17 protein-coding genes are annotated in these 18,569 nt (G+C 56.8%); 5 read left to right on the top strand and 12 right to left on the bottom strand.

The genetic code is table 11. From position 1 onward, the window contains the following. Positions 1–26: 26 nt before the first annotated feature. Complete coding sequence (locus ACOZ42_RS04085) at positions 27–932, top strand: LysR family transcriptional regulator (protein WP_426345571.1); 906 nt, start codon at positions 27–29, stop codon at positions 930–932. Here ACOZ42_RS04085 and ACOZ42_RS04080 read toward each other — a convergent pair. Next, positions 916–1,641, bottom strand: a complete 726-nt coding sequence (locus tag ACOZ42_RS04080) for a transporter substrate-binding domain-containing protein (RefSeq protein WP_003802752.1) — start codon at positions 1,639–1,641, stop codon at positions 916–918. The genes ACOZ42_RS04085 and ACOZ42_RS04080 overlap by 17 nt on opposite strands. Before the next feature lie 83 nt (positions 1,642–1,724). Between ACOZ42_RS04080 and ACOZ42_RS04075 the strand changes: the two genes are divergently transcribed. Beyond that, complete coding sequence (locus ACOZ42_RS04075; protein WP_003802754.1) at positions 1,725–2,126, top strand: DoxX family protein; 402 nt, start codon at positions 1,725–1,727, stop codon at positions 2,124–2,126. 127 nt (positions 2,127–2,253) lie between these two features. Here the strand turns inward: ACOZ42_RS04075 and ACOZ42_RS04070 are convergent, their stop codons facing one another. Genes ACOZ42_RS04070 through ACOZ42_RS04060 form a run of 3 tightly spaced genes read right to left on the bottom strand, consistent with a single transcriptional unit; the run spans position 2,254 to position 4,829 of the window. Then, on the bottom strand, positions 2,254–3,615 hold the full coding sequence (locus tag ACOZ42_RS04070; RefSeq protein WP_003802757.1) for a sensor histidine kinase: 1,362 nt from the start codon (positions 3,613–3,615) through the stop codon (positions 2,254–2,256). Next, on the bottom strand, positions 3,612–4,277 hold the full coding sequence (locus tag ACOZ42_RS04065) for a response regulator transcription factor (RefSeq protein ID WP_426345570.1): 666 nt from the start codon (positions 4,275–4,277) through the stop codon (positions 3,612–3,614). The genes ACOZ42_RS04070 and ACOZ42_RS04065 overlap by 4 nt, the downstream gene beginning before the upstream one ends. Before the next feature lie 3 nt (positions 4,278–4,280). Continuing rightward, positions 4,281–4,829, bottom strand: a complete 549-nt coding sequence (locus ACOZ42_RS04060) for a hypothetical protein (protein ID WP_059318724.1) — start codon at positions 4,827–4,829, stop codon at positions 4,281–4,283. Positions 4,830–5,054: 225 nt separating this feature from the next. Between ACOZ42_RS04060 and ACOZ42_RS04055 the strand changes: the two genes are divergently transcribed. Together ACOZ42_RS04055 and ACOZ42_RS04050 are read left to right on the top strand one after the other, a co-directional pair. Beyond that, entirely contained in the window at positions 5,055–5,471 is a 417-nt protein-coding gene (locus ACOZ42_RS04055) for a hypothetical protein (RefSeq protein WP_003802763.1), read from the top strand. Positions 5,472–5,712: 241 nt separating this feature from the next. Next, positions 5,713–7,338 (top strand): acyl-CoA synthetase, encoded by a 1,626-nt coding sequence (locus ACOZ42_RS04050; protein ID WP_131071353.1) that lies wholly within the window; start codon positions 5,713–5,715, stop codon positions 7,336–7,338. Between the two features lie 169 nt (positions 7,339–7,507). Here the strand turns inward: ACOZ42_RS04050 and pstB are convergent, their stop codons facing one another. From pstB to ppk1, 5 genes are all read right to left on the bottom strand, one after another. Beyond that, positions 7,508–8,287, bottom strand: a complete 780-nt coding sequence (pstB, locus tag ACOZ42_RS04045) for a phosphate ABC transporter ATP-binding protein PstB (RefSeq protein ID WP_003802766.1) — start codon at positions 8,285–8,287, stop codon at positions 7,508–7,510. Between the two features lie 33 nt (positions 8,288–8,320). Then, positions 8,321–9,184: a phosphate ABC transporter permease PstA gene (gene pstA / locus ACOZ42_RS04040; RefSeq protein WP_003802768.1), complete on the bottom strand. Its 864-nt coding sequence runs from the start codon at positions 9,182–9,184 to the stop codon at positions 8,321–8,323. Positions 9,185–9,196: 12 nt separating this feature from the next. Continuing rightward, positions 9,197–10,135, bottom strand: a complete 939-nt coding sequence (gene pstC, locus ACOZ42_RS04035) for a phosphate ABC transporter permease subunit PstC (protein WP_003802770.1) — start codon at positions 10,133–10,135, stop codon at positions 9,197–9,199. A gap of 219 nt (positions 10,136–10,354) precedes the next feature. Beyond that, positions 10,355–11,398: a phosphate ABC transporter substrate-binding protein PstS gene (pstS, locus tag ACOZ42_RS04030; protein WP_003803350.1), complete on the bottom strand. Its 1,044-nt coding sequence runs from the start codon at positions 11,396–11,398 to the stop codon at positions 10,355–10,357. Positions 11,399–11,494: 96 nt separating this feature from the next. Continuing rightward, complete coding sequence (gene ppk1, locus ACOZ42_RS04025; RefSeq protein WP_003803351.1) at positions 11,495–13,567, bottom strand: polyphosphate kinase 1; 2,073 nt, start codon at positions 13,565–13,567, stop codon at positions 11,495–11,497. Between the two features lie 238 nt (positions 13,568–13,805). On the opposite strand from ppk1, the gene ACOZ42_RS04020 reads away from it, so the two are divergent. After that, the gene (locus tag ACOZ42_RS04020; protein WP_003803353.1) at positions 13,806–15,296 is read left to right on the top strand and encodes a Ppx/GppA phosphatase family protein; all 1,491 of its coding nucleotides are present in this window, start codon (positions 13,806–13,808) and stop codon (positions 15,294–15,296) included. 217 nt (positions 15,297–15,513) lie between these two features. Here ACOZ42_RS04020 and ACOZ42_RS04015 read toward each other — a convergent pair whose 3' ends face one another. The 3 genes from ACOZ42_RS04015 to folP form a co-directional block, all read right to left on the bottom strand. After that, positions 15,514–16,296 carry a GNAT family N-acetyltransferase gene (locus tag ACOZ42_RS04015; RefSeq protein WP_426345569.1) on the bottom strand — a complete coding sequence of 261 codons (783 nt, stop codon included), beginning with the start codon at positions 16,294–16,296 and terminating at the stop codon, positions 15,514–15,516. Positions 16,297–16,364: 68 nt separating this feature from the next. Next, the gene (glmM, locus tag ACOZ42_RS04010; RefSeq protein WP_003803357.1) at positions 16,365–17,708 is read right to left on the bottom strand and encodes a phosphoglucosamine mutase; all 1,344 of its coding nucleotides are present in this window, start codon (positions 17,706–17,708) and stop codon (positions 16,365–16,367) included. Continuing rightward, entirely contained in the window at positions 17,705–18,547 is an 843-nt protein-coding gene (gene folP / locus ACOZ42_RS04005; protein ID WP_039943726.1) for a dihydropteroate synthase, read from the bottom strand. Before folP ends, glmM begins: the two co-directional genes overlap by 4 nt. Positions 18,548–18,569 lie beyond the last annotated feature (22 nt).

Here is an 18,569-nt window from a genome sequence, read left to right as displayed (position 1 = left end):
CCATCAATTTTTCTGATGATTTAGCCATGATTACCAGTGACCATCTTGAACTGTTGTTAGCCGTGGTGGAGCACGGTTCTTTCTCCGCAGCGGCACGGACGTTGCGGCGCACCCAGTCCGCCGTCAGTATGGCCATCGCCAATCTGGAGGCAGAGCTGGACCTGACCCTGTTTGATCGCAGCCGTCGAGAACCCGTCCCCACCGCCGAGCTGCTGGCCATGCTGCCCGATGCCAGACTGATCGCCAGCCGCCTTCAGGCCTTACGCCTTCACCTGCAGGAACTGTCGGGAGGTCTGGAAAGCTATTTGCGCCTGGGCCTGGTCTGTGATGTCGACCCCAAGCCCGCGTTGACCGCCCTGCAAGCTCTGGAGCAACACTATCCCGGCCTGGACATCGAACTGCGAACGGCAGCGCAAGACACCTTGATCGAGGCCTTGAAAAAACGCGAGCTGGACTTGTGCATTGCCTATGGCGGACTGGAGCTGGAAAGTGTGGGAATTGTTCAGTCCCTGTGGACCGAAACGATCAGCGCAGTGGCTGCGCCCGGCCATCCCCTGCTGCAAAATGGCCCCCGCCCGCTGGAAGAGTTGAAAGCCCACAGACAAATCGTGATCAGCAGCCCGCAGAACGACACCGGCAAAGACCGATCCATGCTCAGCCTTCGTCAATGGAAAACGGATAGTTTGGCCATGACACTGGAACTGGTGGAACGGGGGCTGGGATGGGCTAATCTTCCCTTGTCGTGCCTGGGTCCCTCATTGAAGTCTGGGCGTTTGGCACGAATCCAGTTTTCAACGGGCAGCAATGGCCTGGACTTGCCCATTTATCTGCTGCAAGCCAAGGGTCAGGAAGCCGGCAAGGCTCAAGCCCTGTTCAGGCAGGCGCTGCAAAACGCGCTCCACACCCGCCTTCACCCTACTCCGGCACGGTGACGTTGGCCTGACCACTGTCCGCCAGAAACTGCGCCACCATCCCTTCTTTTTTCTGCCGGGCAATAAAAGCCTCGATCCAGGCATGGGCCAGCGTACGTTCCGATGGCACCGCCATGGCCTGACGAATCACGGTGAAACTATCAGGCAATACACGCAAACCGCTGCGGGAACGCGCATAGCGCTCCAGAGGCTGACGCACACCGGCAGCGGCATCCAGCTCCTGCTCCACAAACAGATCAATCGCATCGGCAGAGGTTGTCGCCCGCACCAGATCTGCGTGGTTCAAATGTCGGCTCAGAAACAGGTCGTAGGCTGCGCCTTTGCCCACCGCAATGCACACGCCCTGCCGATCCAGCTGGTCCACGGTCTGAAAGGCAGACTCCTCGCGTACCAGATACGTGCCTTCAATATGCACATAAGCCTCGCTAAAGCGGATCTTCTCCGCACGCTTGGGATCAATCGCCAGAAAGGCCAGATCCCACTCGTCACGGTACACCGCCTCAACCACGGCCTGGGCTGCATCATAGCCATGGAACTGCACCGGCAGGCCCAGCTCCTGAGCCACACTGCGAGCCAGATCCGCTGAAACACCTTTAGGGGACTGCTCATGGGCACCGCGCTGGGCCAGGACGGGATTGCCGTAATTCATGGCAACACGCAAAACCCCGCTGGGGGCCAGTTCTGCTGCGACAGCCTGCTTTTGTGTCATGTAAATGCTCCGTCATACTTTTAAGAACCCGGTCTTCTACAATAACGCACCTTGCTGTCCCACAACATGAATGGAGCGTCTCTATGTCTCGCGATGACCTTGGAAAACTCTTGCTGCGTGTCACGGTCGGTGTACTGATCCTGCTGCACGGCGTTGCCAAGATACGTTATGGCATTGGAGGCATCGAAAAAATGCTGATCGCCAATAATATGCCCGGCTTTCTGGCCTGGGGCGTGTACATAGGCGAAGTGATTGCTCCTGTCCTGATGATCCTGGGTTTTTATGCTCGTGCAGGCGGTTTGATTGTAGCCATGAACATGCTTATTGCCTTGCTCCTGGCCCACAGCAACCAGATCGGCAGCTTTAACGCCCAAGGCATCTGGGTTCTGGAGCTACAAGGCATGTTCTTGATCGGCGCATTGACCGTAGGCTTGATTGGTGCCGGACGCTACAGCCTGGGCGGCGATGCTGGCCCGTGGAACTAATGCTGGCCTGAGGTCAGATCTTTAAAAAACGCCCGCTTCGCCGGGCGTTTTTCATGGGTGATTAGTACCGCCCCCTAGCCCTGACCGCACCCGCCACTCCATCCGCGAACCACGTCCACTTCCTGCCCTAACTCGCCAAGGTCAAATCCAGCCGCAATCCCCCCTTCTCCGATGCGCTGGCTTGCACCTTGCCCTGATAGCTGCGCGCCAGCTCACGGACAATATCCAGTCCCAAACCGAAACCGGGGTGCCGTTCATCTGCGCGCTGACCACGGCCAAACACACGCTCCAGTTGCTCCGGGTCCAGGCCAGGGCCATCATCTTCCACCACCAGATGCAGCACATTGTCCTGCTGCCACACCTGGCACCACACATTCTGCGTCGCCCACTTGCAGGCGTTATCCAGCAAATTCCCGGCCATCTCCTGCAGGTCCTGCTCCTCGCCTTTAAAAAGCAGTTCCTGATCAGGCAGATTCAGATGGATCTGCTTGTCGCTATGCAAACGCCCCATCACCCGACACAGGGACTGCAGGCAGGCCGACACATCCGTACGCACACCAATGGCGCGTACCGCCATGGCCCTTGCCCGAGACAAGTGGTGGTCCACCTGTCGCTGGGCCAAGGCCACCTGCTCGCTGACCAATGCTGCCAGATGCGGATCGTGCGCCTGAGCAGCGTTGCCCATAATCGTCAACGGGGTTTTGACGGCATGGGCCAGGTTGCCAGCCTGAGCCCGCGCGCGGTCCACCATGCCTGCATTCGCACTGAGCACTGCATTGAAATCGTCCACCAAGGGCTGAATTTCGCTAGGAAAATTGCCGCTGACTTGCGGTTCGCGCCCTTCCTGCACATCCAGCAAACGGCGTCGCAACAGATGCAAGGGATACAAGGCCAGCACCACCTGCAAGATGGCCGCCAAAATCAGGCCCACGGCCAAACCGCCCAGAGACAGGAACAGAATCCGCTCAAAACGGGCCAAGGGCTCGGCCAGCAGCTCCCGGTTGCCTGCCACCATGATCTGCAGGCTTTGGCCCTTGTCGTTAACCTCGTCCAGCTCCTGGCGCAACACCACCAAGCGCTGCTTTTCCGGGCCGGGCAAAGACAACACGCCCCCGGGCGCATCGGGCGCGTTCACATCCAGGGCCTCATCCCATAAGGAGGTCGAGCGCAAAGCCACCGTCCATTGCGGGCTGCCGGCCTCGCGCCGGGCAATTTGCCAGTACATGCCCGAATAAGGTTGCTCAAACAAGGGATCGCTCAGGCGCGACTGCAAAGTGACACCATCGGCCGCGTCCAGATTGACGTCTGCCATGATCTGGTCCAGATGAGTCTGCAAACGCTGCTCGAACTGGCGATACACATGGTCCTGAAACAAACGGTTCAGCCCCAGCCCGGCCAGAATGATACTGAGCAAGATCCAGGCCAGGGTTCCCAGCAAAAGCCGGCTGCGCAAGGAGCCCAGGGTGGCCCGACCACGCCCGGCAATCATGCTTGCGGGTCTACCAAACGGTAGCCCATGCCGCGCACGGTTTCGATATAGCCGGGCGGCAGCTTTTTGCGTAGACGGCCAATGAACACCTCGATGGTGTTGGAGTCGCGCTCAAAGTCCTGCGAATAAATATGCTCGGTCAGTTGGGTACGCGACAGGACTTGGGCAGGATGGTGCATCATGAAAGCCAGCAAGCGATATTCATGGCTGGTCAGCGACAGCACCATGCCTGCACAGGTAATTGAAGACGAACGCGCATCCAGCTCCAGTTGGCCCAGTTGCAAGCGCGGATTCACCTGTCCCGCGGCACGGCGCAGCAAGGCACGAATGCGGGCTAACAGCTCTTCCATGTGAAACGGCTTGGCAACATAGTCGTCTGCGCCCGCGTCCATTCCCTCGACTTTGTCATGCCAGTCATTACGGGCGGTCAAAATAAGCACGGGCATGGTCAGGCCCGAGGCGCGCCAACGCCGCAGCATCGACACGCCATCCATGCCGGGCAGACCCAGGTCCAGCACCACCGCATCAAAAGCTTCCACCTCACCCTGATAATGCCCCTGCTCGCCATCATGAGCGACCTGAACGGCATAGCCCGCCCGCTCCAGAGCCTGTTGCAACTGCCCCGCCAGGGTCGGTTCATCTTCGACAACCAGTATCCGCATTATTCAATGTCCTTTCGAATGAGAACGCTTGACCCCACGCACCAGCAGCACTTCGGCACTCAAGGCATCCACTTTCAGGCGCAACAGGCGGTTGTCATCGACCAGCATGCGCAAGTCATACACCCATAGTTCAAGACGCTCGTCATATTCAAACTGCACGCGCAGCACCCGCCCCGGATAATCTTCCCGAACCCGGCGCAAGACCTCCCGCAGTGGCAAAGCCTCGCCCCGACGCACCGCTTCACGCGCCTGGTCATGCCCCCGATAGGCCGGGCCCGGTGGCCAGTAGGGACTGGGACCAAAACGCTCATTGGGAGGCGGTGCTGCGGGTGCGGGGGGAGCGGCCGGCAAACGGCGCAGGCAATCGTCATCGCCCAGATAATCATGCCCTGACCAATCCGAATGCTCCGTCTTGTCCCACGCGGGCACGCCTTGCCGTTTCTGACGGTCGCAGGCGGAAGAGTCGTGAGCGTGAGCCGCCGCCCCAGGCGCCACAGCCGCCCAAACGGCGGCCAGACACATCAGCAGTGCGGACTGTTTAATGGAGGTCATACGAACCGGTACGTGCAGAACAAAAAAGAGGGATCAAAAAAGTCACCCCCCCCTTATATAGCAAGCTGCGGATGAACATAACATGAACAGCAACTTCAGTTTAGATTCAGAGCCCCTTGTCCATAATGGGCACCAAGCTGACAGGACACACACATCTTCCCTCTTAAAAGGAAGCTACCCAGGAATCTGACAGCACTACTTGTTGATTACATGAAGGAGCTTTATATGAAACGTATGTCCCTTTTTTCTGCCCTGGTAGTGAGCGCAAGTCTGTTGGGCGGCACCGCTGCCATCGCTCAAGAAACCACGGGCGCGGCCCCAACGCAAAGCACCCAGAAACAAACTCGCCAGGCCCGCGACCACAAGCCGCTGACGGCCGACGAAGTCACCGATATCGGTCCGGCCTACCAGCGTCTGAAAGAGGCCGGCTATACCAAGGTGGGCAGCCTGCATCAGCGGGGCGATCGCATTATGGCCATGGTCGTGGATAAAGACGGCAAAGTGGTCCGGGTTCGCTCTGAAGGTGAAAACGGTGCTTTCACCGTGGTCGAGCGCAAAGCTGATGGCCAGCACCGCCGCGGCCATCGCGATGGCAAGGGTCAACAAACTCAAACCCCTGCCAGCGAGCAGCAAAAGAGCTAAAACCACCCGCAAATCGCATGATTCCCCTGACGTCCCCCTCCGCGCGGGCGACTCGCGACACAGGGCTAACCTCAACCATCGGTGCTTGTCCCTTGTCATTGCTCTAATCGCAAAAAAAGCGGAACGAGAAACGGCGCCTGCCCAGCGCCGTTTCTCGTGTCTACTGGCTAGTACCGATAGGGTCATCCCGCACAAGACGTTAGGATGAAGGTCTGTCTTACCTACGGGAAAAGTGCCTCTCATGCTGTCTGCTGATTCTGCCTATTCACAAAGCTACTCGGAATTTCACTGGTCCATTCCTGAACACTACAATATTGCCCATGATGCCTGCGACAAGTGGGCCGATGGCTCCGGGCGCTTGGCGCTGATCCAGCAACTGTCCGATGGGCAGGTCAAACGCTACACATTCGATCAGCTCAAGGCCTGGTCCGACTCCCTGGCGGCCGCCTGGCAGGCACAAGGCATTCAGCCCGGCGATAGAATCGCCATTTTCCTGGCTCAAGGTCTGGAAACTGCCCTGGCTCACTTGGCGACTTACAAGATTGGCGCCATCGCCATGCCTTTATTTACCCTGTTCGGCACCGAGGCCCTGCGTTATCGCTTGAATGACTCGGGCGCCAGCACGTTGATTACCGATCAACAGGGTCTGGAAACGGTACTGCCTTTGCGCGAACATCTGCCGCAGCTCAAGCATCTTTATCAGACTGACAGCCAGCAAGATCAGGAGCAGGCTCTGTCCTTGTGGCACGCCATTCACACCCATCCTGAGCCAGCACCGCGCACACTGACTACTCGCGCCGACGACCCGGCGCTGCTGATCTACACCTCCGGCACCACGGGGTCGGCCAAAGGAGCCTTGCATGCCCACCGGGTCCTGCTGGGGCATTTGCCTGGCGTGGAAATGTCCCACAACTTCCTGCCCACAGGCGAGGGGCTGATGTGGACACCCGCTGACTGGGCCTGGATTGGCGGCCTGCTCGATGTCTTGCTGCCCGCCTGGCATCACGGTATCCCTGTGCTGGCATACCGTTTTCCCAAGTTCGATGCCGAGGCGACCTGGAGGTTGATGTCCGAACAGGGTGTAACGCATACCTTCCTGCCGCCTACTGCCCTAAAAATGCTGCGCCGCAGCCAGTGGTCGCGCGAACAATGGCCTTTGAAGCTGCGGTCCATTGCCAGCGGCGGAGAGTCACTGGGCGCACAACTGCTGGATTGGGCCAAACAGGAACTGGGTATCACCATCAACGAGTTCTACGGGCAGACCGAGTGCAATATGATCGTGTCCTCCTGCTCGGCCTGGTTTCCCGGTCAGGCAGGTAAAATCGGCAAGCCCGTGCCCGGCCACAGGGTGGCGATTGTGGATGACCAGGGGCAAATTCAAAAAGCCGGTGTCGAAGGCCATATTGCTGTCCAGGCTCCTGACCCAGTCATGTTTCTGGGTTACTGGCAGCGACCTGAAGCCACTAAAGAAAAATTTGTAGGAAACTGGCTACTGACCGGCGATAAAGGCACGCAGGATGAGCACGGCTATATCCAGTTCGTGGGCCGGGACGACGATGTCATTACCAGCTCCGGCTACCGAATCGGCCCTGGCCCGATTGAGGATGGTCTGATGGGGCACCCGGCAGTGGCGATGGCGGCCGTGATCGGAGTACCCGACCCGGAACGCACCGAAGTCGTAAAGGCCTTTATTGTCCTCAAAGAGGACGTCGAACCATCACAGAATCTGATCAAGGAAATTCAGGAGCACATCAAGCGACGGGTCGCAGCGCATGAGTATCCCCGCTTGATTGAGTTTGTGGATGCCCTGCCCATGACGACCACCGGCAAGGTCATTCGCCACGCATTACGCAAATTAAGCCAATAGCCGCACGGGGGCCGGGCGATCGCCAATCCTCGATGAGCGCTCGCCTGAGCCCGACGCTGCTTACCTACCGTGTCAGCACGGAAAAAGCCCTTGTGCAATCTACAGGCAGGGGGCGGTGGCACAGACGCTCGTCCATGCCACCAAGGCAAGGGGATCTGCCCGTGTCTGATTAACCGAAACGACCCGTGATGTAGTCTTCGGTTTCCTTGCGGGCTGGTTTGACGAAAATCTGGTCGGTTTCACCAAATTCCATCAGCTCGCCCAGGTACATGTAGGCGGTGTAATCCGAGCAACGTGCGGCCTGCTGCATATTGTGGGTCACGATGACCACGGTGTAATCGGTTTTCAGCTCGGCAATCAGCTCTTCAATCTTGGCCGTGGAAATAGGGTCCAGCGCCGAGCAGGGCTCGTCCAGCAACAGAACCTCGGGCTTGATCGCCACACCGCGAGCGATACACAGACGCTGCTGCTGACCACCGGACAAACCGTTACCGCTTTGATGCAGCTTGTCTTTCACCTCATTCCACAATGCGGCTTTGGACAGGGCCCATTCCACACGCTCATCCATTTCACCTTTGCTCAGGCGTTCGAACAAACGCACGCCAAAGGCCACGTTGTCATAAATGCTCATGGGAAACGGCGTCGGCTTCTGAAACACCATGCCCACCTTGGCACGGATCAGGGAAATGTCCTGTTTGGAGGTCAGAAGGTTTTCATTGTCCAGCAGGATTTCGCCTTCAGCACGTTGGCCGGGATACAGCTCGTACATGCGGTTCAGCGTGCGCAGCAAGGTGGATTTACCGCAACCGGATGGTCCGATAAAGGCCGTGACCTTCTTTTCCTTGATAGACATGTTCACATTGCGCAGGGCATGGAATTTGCCATAGAAGAAATTCAGATTACGGATTTCAATCTTGGTCGATTCGTCGGAGGTAATAATTTGACTCATAGCGTTGGCCGACTAGGGCGCTCCGTGAAAACGTTATTTTTGGCGGAAAAGGCTTCGAGCCAGGATATTGATACCCAACACCAGCAAGGTAATCAACACCGCACCTGCCCAGGCCAGACGGTTCCAGTCCTCAAAGGGGCTGGCAGCATATTGGAAAATGACCACTGGCAGGTTGGCCAGCGGCGCGTTCATATTCATGGACATGAACTGGTTGTTCAAGGCAGTGAACAACAAGGGAGCCGTTTCACCCGCAATCCGCGCGACGGCCAGAAGAACCCCCGTCACGATACCGGGCAAAGCGGCTCGGTAGGAAATGGACATCACGATCTTCCACTTGGGGCAGCCCAGTGCCGCGGCCGCTTCACGCAGGCCATTGGGGACCAGCATCAGCATATTGTCGGTAGAGCGCACCACTACGGGGATCACCAGAATGGCCAGAGCCAAAGAACCGGCCCAACCCGAATAGTGTCCTACCTGAGCCACGTACACGGCGTAGATGAACAAACCAATAATGATGGACGGTGCCGATAACAACACGTCGTTCAGAAAGCGGGTCGCCGGGGCCAGCCAGCCGCGCTGACCGTACTCGGCCAGATAGGTCCCGGCCAGAATGCCAATCGGCGTGCCGATCAGGGTACCGACGCCAGCCATCATGACACTGCCGACGATGGCGTTGAGCAGCCCCCCCTCGCCACCCGGAGGCGGTGTGCTTTCAAACAAGAGGGACCAGGCCATGGCACTGCTGCCCTTCTCGATCAGGGTCCAGATAATCCAGAACAACCAGAACAGGCCAAAGATCAAGGCAGCAAAAGACACACCCAGCATCAGACGGTTAAATACCTGCCTGCGTTTGTAGATCGGGTTGCTCAGACTAATTGCAGATTTTTTATCAAACATGGTAGGTGATCCTTAGCGCGAGGTGCCTTCGTTCTTGGCCAGACGCAACAAGAGCAGCTTGGAGATCGCCAACACAACCGTGGTGATCAGGAACAGGATCAGACCCAGCTCCAGCAAGGCGGATTTCTGCATGCCACCGGCTTCGTTAAACTCGTTGGCCAGTGCCGATGCAATCGAGTTCGAGGGCGAAAACAGCGAGCTGGGCAAGTTAAAGGAGTTCCCAATCACAAAGGTGACGGCCATGGTTTCACCCAGTGCGCGCCCCAGACCCAACATGATCCCGCCAATCACCCCGTTCTTGGTGAATGGCAGAACCACCCGCCACATCACTTCCCAGGTAGTGCTGCCCAAACCATAGGCGGACTCTTTGAGCATGGGAGGAACCAGCTCGAACACGTCACGCATCACCGCGGTAATGAAGGGGATCACCATGATGGACAGAATCAGCCCCGCGGTGAACACACCGATGCCGAAGGGAGGACCCGCAAAGATCTGGCCCAGCACGGGCACCCCCTCAAAAAAGGAGATCAGGCCAGGCTGAACATAGCGCTGAAACAGGGGCACAAAGACAAACAGGCCCCACATGCCATAAATAATGGACGGGATGGCAGCCAGCATTTCAATGGCCGTCCCCAAGGGACGACGCAACCACGCCGGCGACAGTTCCGTCAGGAACATGGCAATCCCGAACGAGACTGGCACGGCAATACACAGGGCGATAAAAGAGGTCAGCAAGGTACCGGCAATAGGTACCAATGCGCCATATTCGTTATTGACCGGATCCCAATTATTCGTCCAGAGAAAAGAGAAACCGTATTCGGCAATGGATTCCCGGCTTCCATAGATCAGGGAAATAGAGATGGCAGCCAGCAAAATGAACACGAGAAACGCAAACGAGCGCGTCATGTTCTTGAAAATGCCGTCCATAAAGGCGTTCTGATTTGATTTCATGTAGACAGATGAAGGGTCAGGCCGGAATGGGACAAACGCACTGCAACCGATTTATGGATTCTGTAACAGCCAGGGCTGGACAGGTCCGGCAAACCGATAAGGTCACGCGCTGTGCGTTCAAGACAAAACCGTAATTTTTACATAATAAAGACGGCGCCACCTAGAGGTGGGCCGTCTCGCAAGATCAATTTACAACTGACCTATATTTGAACACGAATCTTACTTCCAGACCGCAGCGCCGTCTTTGGTCTTGATTTCAGCAGCCCAAGCCGCCTTGATCTTGTCGGTGACGTCTTTGGGCAGAGCCACGTAATCCAGTTCTTCAGCAGACTTGGCGCCGTTCTCGAAGGCCCAGTTAAAGAAGTTCAACACTTCTTTACCATTTTCAGGCTTGTCCTGCACCTTGTGCATCAGGATGAAGGTCGCCGACGTGATGGGCCAGGACTTGGCGCCAGGCTCTTCAGTCAGGATCACACCCATGCCAGGCGTACCGGCCCAGTCTGCATTGGCAGCGGCGGCCGCAAAGCTTTCCTGACCAGGCTGGACGAACTGGCCGTCCTTGTTCTGCAACTGGGTCCAGGACAGTTTGTTCTGCTTGGCGTAGGCGTATTCCACGTAGCCGATCGAGTTCTGCAGCTGACGCACGTAAGCGGCCACGCCTTCGTTACCCTTGCCACCTTGACCGGTAGGCCACTTCACAGCCTTGCCTTCACCAACCTGGGATTTCCAGTCGGGTGACACTTTGGACAGGTAGTTGGTCCAGCCAAAGGTGGTGCCCGAACCGTCGGAGCGGTGAACCACCACGATGTCTTTGTTAGGCAGAGTCAGATCAGGATTCAGCTCTTTGATGGCTGCATCGTCCCACTTGGTGATCTTGGCCAGATAGATGTCAGCCAGCACTTTGCCCGACAGTTTCAGCTTGCCAGGCTCGATGCCTTCCACGTTGATCACAGGCACCACACCACCGATGACGGCGGGGAACTGCAACAGGTTTTCTTTTTCCAGCGTCTCGACCTTCATCGGGTCATCCGAAGCACCGAAATCCACCGTCTTGGCAATAATCTGCTGCTGACCACCACCCGAACCAATCGACTGGTAGTTGACGCGGTTATTGGTTTGCTTGGCGTATTCAGCCGCCCATTTGGCATAGATTGGGTAAGGGAACGACGCACCCGCACCGGTGACGTCTGCAGCTGTGGCAGTGGCCGCAAAAGCGCTGAACGCCAGAGCAATACTTACCTTGTTGAATACACGTTTTAACATCGAGAAATCCTCTTGATGATAGTCAGAAGACAGGCCCACCCTGTATGTAACGTCATCATAAACAGGCTATATGACATGTTCATGACAGTCTGTATTTCATCCAGCACCCAGTCGTTGCATCAGGTTCTGGTGCAGGTTAAATGGCGCCCCACGGCTGCGAATACGGTTATACGTCCCGTCCGGGCTGGCCTTCCAGGACAATTGATTGTCGCGCAAGGCGTAGGTAAAGGCTTCGGCAATCACCCGCTTTTTCAGGCTGCGATCCAGTACGGGCACACCCAGTTCGACCCGGCGAAAGAAGTTGCGGTCCATCCAGTCGGCCGAAGAAATAAAGACTTCTTCCTGCCCACCATTGTAGAAATAGAAAACCCGTGAGTGCTCCAAAAAGCGTCCGATAATCGAACGCACCTGGATGTTCTCCGACAAGCCCTTTACGCCAGCACGCAGCGCGCAAGCGCCACGCACAATCAGATCCACCTTGACCCCTGCCTGGCTGGCGTCATAGAGCGCCTGAATGATCTTGGGCTCCAGCAAGGAATTCATCTTGGCCATGATACGGGCTTTCTTGCCTGCCAACGCGCGCTCGGTTTCGGCCTGAATCCGGTCCATCATGCTGTCGTGCAGGGTAAAGGGCGACTGCAGCAAGCGCTTTAAGGGACGCCAGGCGCCCAGACCGGTCAGCATGGAAAACACCTTGTCCATGTCCTCGCAAACTTCCTGATTGGCGGTCAGCAAACCGAAGTCCGTATACAGGCGAGCGGTACGTGGATGATAGTTTCCCGTCCCCAAATGGCCATAGCGACGGATGGCTCCTGCTTCACGACGCAGGACCAGCGCCATTTTGGCATGGGTTTTGTGCCCCACCACCCCGTAACTGACATGCGCGCCCACCTCTTCCAGCTTGGCCGCCCAATTGATATTGGTCTGCTCATCAAAGCGGGCCATGAGCTCGACCACCACCGTCACCTCCTTGCCTGCACGCGCAGCCGACAGGAGAATATTCATCAGTTCCGAGTCTTCACCGGTACGATAAATGGTCTGCTTGATACCCACCACAGCCGGGTCCGCTGCGGCAGCCCGCAAAAAGCTCAAGACAGGCTGAAATGACTGGTAGGGATGGTGCAGCAACTGATCCTTGCGGGAAATCGCCTCGAAAAACTGGGCCGGAGACTCAAACGTTGAATCAAAAGGCGCAGGAATCGGAGCGCGGTAATCCGGAAACAGAAGATCAGGGCGATCCGGCACATTGCACAGCTGCATCAAACGGGTCAGGTTGACCGGGCCGCTGACTCGGTAGGTATCAGGGACATCCAGCGAAAACTCGCTTTGCAAAAAGCGCTCCAGGCGCTCGGGCATGGAGCGGTCAATTTCCAGGCGTACCGCTGCACCAAAGTTGCGTTGCGACAGCTCGCCTTGCAGGGCGGCGCGCAAATTGGTGACCTCTTCCTCGTCCACAAACAGATCACTGTTGCGCGTAACCCGCCACTGATAACAGCCCTTTACATCCATACCGGGAAACAGCTCCCCCACAAATACACTGATCAGGGAGGTCAAGAGCATGTAGCCCTGAGGAATCCCCGCTATATCGTCGGGGACCCGGATTACCCGCGGCAGGGCACGGGGGGCCTGCACAATGGCAATGGTGCCGCTGCGGGCAAAAGCATCCTCGCCACTGAGCTCCACAATGTAGTTCAGGCTTTTGTTATAGACACGGGGAAAGGGATGAGCCGGGTCCAGGCCAATCGGCGTGAGCAAAGGCATGACATCACGCAAAAAAGTCTGATAAGCCCACTCGCGCTGGGCCGGTGTCCATAGCGCGGTCAGTAGTAAGCCAATGCCCTCCTCCATAAGTGCTGGCAATACATCGTCCATCAACAAATCGTTTTGCTTCTCAACCAGTTGATGGGCGGCCGCCTGCACCTTGTCAAACGCCTGTTGAGGCAAAAACCCGTCATCCCCCACTTGATGAGGATTCTGCAAAATCTGCTCTTTCAGGCTGGAGATGCGAATTTCGAAAAACTCGTCAAGGTTCGAACTGACAATACAGATATAGCGCAAGCGCTCCAGCAAAGGCGTAGTTGGGTTTTCGGCCATGGCCAGCACTCGCTCATTGAACTTGAGCAAGGACAACTCACGGTTTAGCAAGGTTGAATCTGGGGAAGGCAGCATGGTGAGGTCGTTAAAAAGCCAAAAAAGAGGGGAGTGTCAGACTTTTACTACATGAATGTTACAGCTCTATGACCCAGATGCCATCCGGGTGCCACTCACGCCTGCCTAGCAAAAGAGACGACCGGCTATCGCCTTCCCCACAGGTTTAAGCTAACTTTTCTTAATTTTCCTGTTTATGTAACAAAAGCCATGATTAATGTCCTTATAATCGCACAGTAATCATCCCGAGCGATGCCTCATGGAACAACTTCTTGCCGCTGTGGACCTGGGCTCCAACAGCTTTCGTTTATCCATTGGACGTGTGGTTCAGCACAACGGTCATGCCCAGATCTACACCATTGACCGCCTTAACGAATCTGTCCGACTCGCCGCCGGCATGGGCCCCGACAAGTACATCAGCCCCGATGCCATTGAACGTGCGGTAGTCATCCTGAAACGCTTTAACGAACGCCTGGCCGGCTTTCACCCCAATCGTGTTCGTGCCGTTGCCACCAACACCTTTCGGGTTGCACGCAATTTGAGCGAAGTGCTGCCCGCTGCCGAAGCAGCCTTTGGCTTTCCCATCGAGGTCATCTCCGGCCACGAAGAGGCCCGACTGATTTTCTCGGGGATCAGCAACGAGCTGCCCCCTTCCCCCAATCGCCGCCTGATGATTGATATTGGTGGCGGTTCGACAGAAGTCATTATTGGCAAAGGTCTCAAGCCCTTGCTGCTGTCGTCGCTTTATATGGGCTGTGTCAGCTACACCGACAAATTCTTTGCGGACGGCCTCATTACCGAAGAACGCATGAGCCATGCCATTCTGGCGGCACGCCGGGAACTGGAAGGGATCACGCGTCAGTACCGCAAAACTGGCTGGCAGGAAGCTTACGGCTCCTCGGGCACCGCCAAGGGACTGATCGCCATCCTGCAGGAAAATGGCATGTCCAAAAAGGGCATCACCCTGGAAGGCATGGAATTGCTGCGCAAACGCCTGATCCAGGATGGCAAGGTGGACATGCGCAACCTGAGCGGCATCAAGCCGCACCGCGCGCCGGTACTGGCAGCAGGTCTGGCCATCATGATGGCCGCCTTTCAGGAGCTTAAGATCCGCCAGATGCTGCCCGGCGAAGGAGCCTTGCGAGTAGGGGTTCTCTACGACATGCTCGGGCGCGAATCAGAGCACGATCAACGCGACCAGACTGTTCAGCAGATGATGAAGCGTTATCAGGTAGATACGCGCCAGTCTCACCGGGTTCACGATGCCGCCCTGCAGTTTTTCGACCAGTTGAAACTGCCCGATACGCCCGAAGTTCAGGAGCTGCAACGCCAGTTGGGCTGGGCCGCCGATCTGCATGAAGTGGGCCTGAGCATCGCGCATGCCGATTATCACAAGCACACCGCTTACGTACTGGAACATGCCGATATGCCCGGCTTTTCCAACGATGACCAGGCCTTGCTCAGTTTCCTGAGCTTGGGTCACCAAGGCAAGCTGGGCAAGCTGAAGCGTTTTGAAAGCACCAATGCCTGGTGGCTGACTTTACTGAGCCTGCGCCTGGCGGTCATGCTCATGCGTCGCCGGGAGGACAGAGAGACGTTGCCGCTCAGACTGGAAGCCCGTGGCAAAACTGTCCTGATTCATGTCGATCACGACTGGATGGCCAATCACCCTTTGACGCAGGCCTCCTTGCAGGCTGAAGTCCAAGCCTGGCAAAGTGACATCAATGACCTGAGCCTGGAGTTAGTCTAAGCACCTTGCCGCCCGGCCCCTGCCCAGACACGGCCAGACAGTCACCACGGTGGATCGGGATTGCTGCCCGGAACAAAGTCAAAAGTCTGTGGGGTCCCGTCGGCCCGCCCACTCAAAAAAACCCCCGAAAGTCGGATCGTCATCCAACTTTCGGGGGTTTTTTCAAATCCAGGCAAGCAACCCCGGCCCGTCTCAAACAGCTTGGAGCCGACCCGGCCTAGACCAGACCAAAATGACGTTTGTAGCGCTCGTCCATGGCCTCCAGATCCAGCAGGACGGGAAAGTCCGCCGTATTGAAATCGGGGTCCCAGGCCGGTTCACCACAAATGGTGGCACCCAGCTTCAAATATCCTTTGATCAGCGGGGGGATGCGCGCCGGCAAATCGCTGTTCAAACGCTCGACCGGGTAGCGGTTCAAGGGTTGCACACGAGGGAGCTGCGGATTGTCCTGCATGGACTTTTGGGCCACACGCCAGACTTCGGCTGCCGTAACACCATCATCGCGCAGGCTGACGCTGGCGCAGCCCAGCAAATAGCGATAGCCCCCCACCCGTGTCAATGCCGCAATACCACCCCACAACATCATGATGGCCGACCCGTTGCGATAGTCGGGGTGGATGCAGGAGCGCCCCACCTCAACCAGGCTGGGACGCAGCCCATCCAGGGCACTGATATCAAATTCGGACTCTGAGTAATAGCCGCCCGCTTTATAGGCATTTTCAGGGGTGAGCAAGCGATAAGTACCGACAACCCGATTTTCTTCGGGCTCGGTAACCATGAAATGCTCGCACCAGGGATCAAAGCGATCTATATCCAGACCATTGTGCTGGTCTGGAAAGACTGCGTTCATTTCCTGAGTGAAAATCTGAAAACGCAAGCGCTGAAGGCATTCGAGCTCGGCCTGGGTGCGCGCCAGACGCAAGGCCAAGCCTCCTACAGTATGACCCGCCCAAGTATTTCCCCAATCCACTTCAGTACGTTCGCGCTCAAGATTTAGCATCGTGATGACTCCAAACACTTTCGTGCATCATGCACAAACAATGTTTCAGGTATTTGATAGCCACATTACTATTTCATTAAATCTACTGCAAGCAAGGTATCAATGCCTGCTTGAGCCAGCTCGGTTTGTTCTGCTTCCACCATCAGACGCAGCTTGGGTTCGGTGCCCGAGGCGCGTATCAGCACACGACCGCGATCGCCCAGCATTTCTTCGACTTCTCGGGTAGCTTGTTGCAAACCAGCATGGTTCTTCCAGTCCTGACCGGGCTGTAAAGGAACGTTAACCATGATCTGCGGATACATCTTCAGGCCTTGGGTCAATTCAGGCAGGCTCTTGCCGCTGTGACACAGAGCGGTCAGGACCTGCAGGGCGGCAATGATGCCATCGCCCGTTGTGTGCCATTCCAGACACAACAAATGACCCGAGCTTTCGCCACCGAAAACCCACCCTTTCTGCTGCATCAGTTCCAGCACATAGCGGTCGCCCACTTTGGCACGGGCAAATTCCACGCCCAGTTCCTGCATCTTCTTCTCGAAACCCAGGTTGGTCATCAGCGTGCCCACGACCCCTTTAACGGGCTGAGTCTGCAGATGATCCGCAACAATTAGATACAACAGTTCGTCACCATTGTAGATGCGCCCTTGCGAGTCAACCATCTGCAGACGGTCGGCGTCGCCATCCAGTGCGATACCCAGATCAGCGCCATGCTTGCGCACCTCTTCGGCCAGCTTCTCGGGATAGGTAGCGCCCACTTCCTGGTTGATGTTAAAGCCATCGGGCTGCACGCCCACGGCAATTACCTCTGCACCCAGCTCGCGAAACACATGCGGAGCAATGTTGTAAGCCGCACCGTGCGCCGCATCCACCACAATCCGCAGCCCATCCAGGTTCAGGTCATTGGGAAAAGCGCTCTTGCAAAATTCGATATAGCGGCCGGCCGAGTCGGCCAGACGGCGGGCACGCCCCAAGGACTCGGACTTGACCCAATGCATGGGCTGGTCAATGGCCTGCTCAATCTTCAACTCGACCTCGTCCGGCAACTTGGTGCCTTGAGCGGAGAAAAATTTGATGCCATTGTCGTAGTACGGATTGTGCGAGGCGGAGATTACGATACCGGCTGCCAGACGCAGCGTACGTGTCAGATACGCCACCGCAGGCGTAGGCACAGGCCCTGCCAGCAAGACGTCGATACCAGCAGCCGACAAGCCCGCTTCCAGCGCCGATTCCAGCATATAGCCGGAAATCCGCGTGTCCTTGCCAATTACAACAGTGGGGCGACCGCTACCCTCGTACTGGGCGGCCAGCACTTGTCCAGCTGCGTAACCCAAACGCAAGGCGAACTCCGGGTTAATGGTTGGACCACCTACTTCACCGCGGACACCATCGGTGCCGAAATATTTACGATCGCTCATTCAGAGACTCCACATTCAACCGCATTCCACACATCCAACGCTTCGCGCGTGGCGGCTACATCATGGACACGGACAATTTTTGCGCCCCGCGCCACGCAGGCAAGGGCTGCCGATAGACTGCCAATCAAACGCTCACTGGCGGGTTTTCCCGTGACATGGCCAATCATGGATTTACGCGACAAACCGATCAACCAGGGGTAACCAGGTACTGCCGCCTGCTGCAAACCACGTAACAACTGATAGTTGTGGGCTGCTGTTTTACCAAAGCCGAAGCCGGGATCCAGCATGATACGCTTGGATTCAATGCCTGCGCTTACTAAGGCGTCACATCGTTGTTGCAAAAAATGACGTACATCAACGACAACATCATCATAGTGAATCTGCTCTTGCATGGTTCTTGGTTCGCCCTGCATATGCATGACGCATAGGCCGCAACCCGAGTCCCGGACAGCCTCGATGGCGCCGGGCATGCGCAAGGCGTAGATGTCATTGATCATATCGGCACCGGCAGCCAGGCTGGCACGCATGACCTCTGGCTTGAAGGTGTCCACCGACAAAGCCACACCACTCTCGCGCAGGCCCTCGATCAGAGGAATCACACGCTCAAGTTCTTGTTCCAGGGAAACGGGCTCGGCACCAGGGCGAGTGGACTCGCCACCGATATCCAGAATGTCTGCGCCTTCGGCGATTAATTGACGGGCGTGGTCCAGCGCCCGAGGCAAGTCATTGTGAGTATTGCCATCATAAAAGGAGTCTGGGGTGACATTCACAATCCCCATAACCAAAGGGCGCTCCAGCCCAAACTGGAAGCGCCCACAAGACCACTCAGGGTAATTCATGAAATAGGCGTGGCCTAGGTAA

It is taken from the genome of Alcaligenes sp. HNGD-HTN06, from assembly GCF_049932565.1.
In the GTDB taxonomy this organism is placed as follows: domain Bacteria; phylum Pseudomonadota; class Gammaproteobacteria; order Burkholderiales; family Burkholderiaceae_B; genus Alcaligenes; species Alcaligenes ammonioxydans.
This window is presented reverse-complemented; position numbering and strand designations above follow the sequence as displayed.